Origin of the sequence: Arhodomonas sp. KWT2 (genome assembly GCF_041949875.1) — a bacterium.
Classification (GTDB): domain Bacteria; phylum Pseudomonadota; class Gammaproteobacteria; order Nitrococcales; family Nitrococcaceae; genus Arhodomonas; species Arhodomonas aquaeolei.
Map to the genome: position 1 here is coordinate 1 of NZ_JBHFPQ010000010.1, position 4,913 is coordinate 4,913.

Annotated in this window: 4 protein-coding genes; all 4 read left to right on the forward strand. The window is 68.2% G+C overall.

All coding sequences use genetic code 11. From position 1 onward, the window contains the following. Window positions 1–799, forward strand: a 799-nt coding sequence (locus ACEZHJ_RS00175; protein WP_375036097.1) for a DUF2345 domain-containing protein, incomplete at its 5' end; no start/stop codon positions are given. Window positions 800–804: 5 nt separating this feature from the next. Beyond that, window positions 805–1,692 carry a DUF4123 domain-containing protein gene (locus ACEZHJ_RS00180; RefSeq protein WP_375036098.1) on the forward strand — a complete coding sequence of 296 codons (888 nt, stop codon included), beginning with the start codon at window positions 805–807 and terminating at the stop codon, window positions 1,690–1,692. Next, entirely contained in the window at window positions 1,689–4,376 is a 2,688-nt protein-coding gene (locus ACEZHJ_RS00185) for a T6SS effector BTH_I2691 family protein (protein ID WP_375036099.1), read from the forward strand. The genes ACEZHJ_RS00180 and ACEZHJ_RS00185 overlap by 4 nt, the downstream gene beginning before the upstream one ends. Next, window positions 4,369–4,913: hypothetical protein (locus ACEZHJ_RS00190; RefSeq protein WP_375036100.1), on the forward strand; the 545-nt coding region annotated here is incomplete at its 3' end. The genes ACEZHJ_RS00185 and ACEZHJ_RS00190, both read left to right, overlap by 8 nt.

Consider the following 4,913-nt stretch of genomic DNA (forward strand, 5'->3'; position numbering starts at 1 on the left):
CTGGGGCCAGCCCGGTGCCGGCGGCGACCAGCTCGACCTCACCCCCGCGCGCGAGCAGCTCGCCAGCGCCCACCGCCTCGCCGAGCGCCTCTCCGGGAGCGCCACCGCCCACCGCGCCGAGGCGCTCGAGGCGCACACCGATCTCCAGCGCGCCGGCGAGGACGCCGAGCACGCCTACGGCAACAGCGAGCAGGTCAGCGCCGGCGGCGATCAGTCCAGCGCCCGCCACGCCAGCGAGACCGGCGGGCGTGGCGAGACCCCCGGGCTCCGCGCCCCCTGGCTGCACCTCGCCTCGCCGGCGGGCATCACCGCAACCACCCCCGCCTCCACCCACCTCGCCCAGGGCGGCGCGCTCAGCGTCTCCAGCGGCGAGGACGTCAACATCGCCACCGGCGGCAGCCTCGTCGCCGCCATCACCCGCCGCCTCTCGCTGTTCGTCCAGCGCGCCGGCATCAAGCTCTTCGCCGCACGCGGCAACGTCGATGTCCACGCACACAACGGCGCCATCGGCATCGCCGCCGAAAAGGACGTCGAGGCACGCGCCTCGCAGCGGAAAATCGACCTCGCCGGCGCCAAGGAGATCGTGCTCACCTGCGGCGGCGCCCGCGTGCGCATCCGCAACGGCAACATCGAGCTCCATGCCCCCGGGCGCGTGAGCATCAACGGCGCCCAGCACCGCTTCGGCGGGCCCGTCGAGCAGGAAACCGCCACCTCGGTATTGCCCGACGACGACCCCGGCCTGTGTCCCTGGAAGGGTCGTTCCGCCGCCGCCAGCGGCGAGGGGGGCGTGGAGGAATGAATGCGGTGAGCGGTACGGAGCCGCATACCCTCGGTGATCACGACGAGCTGTCCGAACTGCTGCAAGGCGGGGCACTGTACGAGCTGATCGACCCGGCGACCTCGGACCCCGGTCCGGGGAACGCCAGCCCGCAGGCCTGCGAGACCGTCGTCAATCCATTCACCGATCAGCCACCGGCCGAGCGACTGCGCCTGCAGCCCGTCACGGGCACGCCCCAGCGGATATGGACGAGACTGCAGGCCCACTGTGCGTCACCGCCCCGGCCCGACGAGCCACGCCCGGTATGCGGCTGGCTGATCTTCGCAGGCGCAGTGCAGGGCGTCGCCCGCTACCTGAGCCGTCAGCTACGGCAGACGAAACCGTCCGGACGGGCGGCCCTGCTGCGCTACTACGATCCGCGGGTCATGGAGCGGCTGCTGAGCCTCTGTAGCGACACCCAGCTGGCAGCGCTACTGGGCCCCGTCGATCACTGGCTGTTCGTGGGGCGCACGGGCTGCATCCGTCACGCCTCCCCCCATGACGGCGCCCACCGGTCCGGCGAGCGCGCCCTGGCGCCGGAACAGTGGGATGCCATCGACCGCATCGGCCTGGTCAACCGGACGCTGGCGGTGTGCACGCCGCGTACCGGCATCGCGTCATGGACGGATAACGCCATCATCCGCCTCGACCGCCTGCTCGCCGTCGCCCACCGCGAGGGCATCACCGATCCGGGCTCGCGCATAGCATTCGCCTTGCACGGTCTAGGCAGCACGGATTCGTTCCACCGTCACCCGGTCATGCGCCATGTCCTCGCGCGTTGCCGCCAGGGCGAAGACTACCGGGCGCTGACACGGACGTGGGGCACGCACGACTGGCGACGGATCGCCGAAGAGAGCAGGGGAGCGCGGACATGACGGCATTCATCGACCCGGGCGACGTAGTGGATATGGTGGATCGGTACACGGCGGCGGGCACGCGCACATACGAGTGCCCCTTCTGCGAGCGGGTCGGGCTACCCATCCTGCCCGTGCGTTACGCCGTCGTGGACCCGCCCGACGGGGGCGAGGGGCTGGAGCTACCTCAACCCATGCTCGTGCACGCGGCCACCCACTTCCCCCCTCTCGAGCAGAGCCGGTACGGGCTGCGGCTGCTCCGCGAAGGCTACCTGTATCTCTTCGACGCGACCCGGGAACGCTGGCAGGCGTGGATGATCACCAGCGACGCCCGGCTGTGCGAATTCCCGCCACTGGGCCGGGCACCGACGGCCGCCGAGAACGCCCACGTCACCACGCCCTGCAACGTCACGGCACGGAACTACTCCTCGCTGTTCATCACCATTCCCGAGGCACGCGAGGCCGGGTGGGTCTACCTCGCCTATTCCGATCATCTCTGGAGCGCGGCGACGCTCGAGACCATGGCTGCCAACCGGGACAACCTGCGTGACCGGTGCATGCAGGCGTTCGACGTGGGCAGATGGCTGGCACGACAGCACGGCATATCCGCGACGTCCCCCGACGACATCGCCACGTGCGTCCCCGAGTTCGCCGCCACCGATGGCGGGACGCAGTCTCAGGGGGACTGCTTCCCCGGCCCGGGCGTCACCGCCCGGGCATTCCACGATGCCGGACAGCTGCGCGAGCGCATGAACTGGACCGTGCGCGATACGCCCGAATTCATCGACAAGGGGGCGCTCCTGGCGATCGAGGACCCCATCGGCATCACCACCGCGCTCAACCAGTTCCGCAACAACGCCGCCGAGCGCCTCCAGGCCTACACACACAGCGAGGCGGTCTTCGAGAAGAAGGCCACTTCCGAGCTCATCACCGGATTCCGCCGGATCAAGGCGGAGCGGGCCGGCCGGCGTGCCGACGCCAACGTCGAGCGAATCCGCAATGCGCCGCCGGTAGACCTCAATCTGCGTGCCGCCCGGGACTTCGAGGCGCGGCCGGCGGCGGAGCAGGCGGCACTCCTGGACCGCATGCCCGCCTGGCAGCGCGAACGCCTCGCCCGGGCCCGGGCCGAGCTCGCCGAGCGCCGCGCGCAGCGGCCCGACAATGCCGAGGCCTACCACGAGCGCACTGTCGAACTCAGTTGGGCGGATTACCTCGAATGCTACGACGAGGCCGCCCGCCAGGCATTCGAGGCGCAGTACGAGAAACACTGCAAGCCGCTGCGCGAAGCAGTCACCGTGCGCGCCCGGGACCACGCGCAATGGCTCTCCGGCGGCGACTTCACCGCCGCCCTGATGACCTACGACACCACGCTCAGCGGTGACGGCGAGGCCTACGAGGCCGCGGTCGCGGCGGCGTTCACCGGCACCAGTGCCACTGGCGAGGGCAGGGAAGTCCTCTCCGGGATACTCGATCGGCCGCTGCACGACCCCGGGTCCTTTATCTGGCGCGCCCTGTTCCTCAACCAGCAGTCGCTGCTCGAACGCATTGAGGCGTACGTCAGTGGTGCGGCGCAGTGGGGCAGCCAGATCTATGGCCCCCTCAGTGGCCTGCTCGAGAAGACACCGGCCAACCGCACCCCCCTGGAGAACCTCATCGCCGACGTCGTCGGGATCATGGCGAGCCGGCTGGGTGCCGTGGAAGCGACCCACATCGCCAACGACCGGCTCGCGCGGCTGTGGCAGGCCGTGGGCTGGGCACGATACCGCATCCGCACCGCACTGCATTTCTTCCCCGCCGATGCCGGACAGCTCGCCGAGGTCTACGAAGACAGCCTCTGGCGCGAGGAGGTCGCCATTCAGGCCATGCGCGGCAACAGGCAGGGGCTCGTACCCCAACACCCCGTCGAGCCGCCGCGAAACGACTCGGTCAGAGGGATGCTCTGGGCCATGATCCCCGACGATGCCCATCCACCGGGGCCGGCTCTCCTCGAACTGGACCGGGAGGCGGCCCTGAGACGGCTGCGTGCACGGCTGAACCGTACCCTGACGCCGGATACCTGGGGCGGGCTGTTCGCGCTGGGCCTGGAGCTGATCAACGCCTGGGCGGTGATCACGACCCTTGGCGATGACGACGAGGACGACGCGGTCTCCGCCGAGCGCGTCAGCGCCCTGGTCGCCACCGGCGGGGCATTGACCAGCGCGCTCGCGAGCGTGGCACGGGACATCCTGTTCAAGACGGCCACGCCAGGAAGCCCGCTTTTCAATACCCTGACCTGGCTCGTTGGTATCGGTGCCGCGGTGGCGTCCTGGATCGGCGGGTACTGGGCATTCGTCGAGGGTATACGGGCCAAGGACGAAAACGAAGGAACAATGGCGGCGCTGTATCTTTCCACCGCCGCACTATCCACGGTCTTCGGAATCACATCGCTTTGGGCTTCGGCTCAAACCGTCAGCACATCCTCTGGAAGCACGGCGATGATCGGCCGATTCCTCATCTCGCGGGGCGGGTGGGCGGCGGTGAGCTCATATCTCGGATGGGTCCTGCTGGGCGTGGGGGTGCTGACCTGGTCCCTCGCGCCTGACGGCCTGGAGAAGTGGCTCCGCCGGTGCGTGTTCGGGACGGGGGACGCCCCCCGGTTCGAGGACCTCCAGGCGGCCCTGGACGAGCTCGAGGACCTCGGCTACATCAGGCAGCGCCATGATTAACGAATACGACCTGGACTATCGCGACCGGGACCGGGGCACCGACTGGTTCAGGCAGCCCCTGAGACTGGACTACAGTCTGCGGCGTACCCTGCCCCACGGGGAGCGGGCGACCGACGAGGTGTACGACGCCATTTCCACATACCGGCAAAACGACCTCTACCTCGAAACTTCGCATACTAAGGAACGTTTTTTGAGGGGATTTTTTACAGCAGGTATGGGGATACCCCTAGTCGGGATCAATATTTTTATGGTATATGCCTTTTTTTTATTGATTTTCTATTTTTTTTCCGATCCTGAGAGGCTGTCCCTAATTTTCCCAATCGGGGTCATCGTGATCCTAGGGGGGGCAATGGATATTTTCATCCTTAACCTCCCATTGAAGAACGACTGGTTCACCTACCGCCACGCCCCCATCCGCTTCAACCGCCGCACCCGACAGGTGCACGTGTTCTACACGCCCCGATTCGGTGGACCCCGCAGCTACGACTGGGACGCCCTCACGGCACAGATCCTGGAAACCGGCAGGGGAAAGGTCAC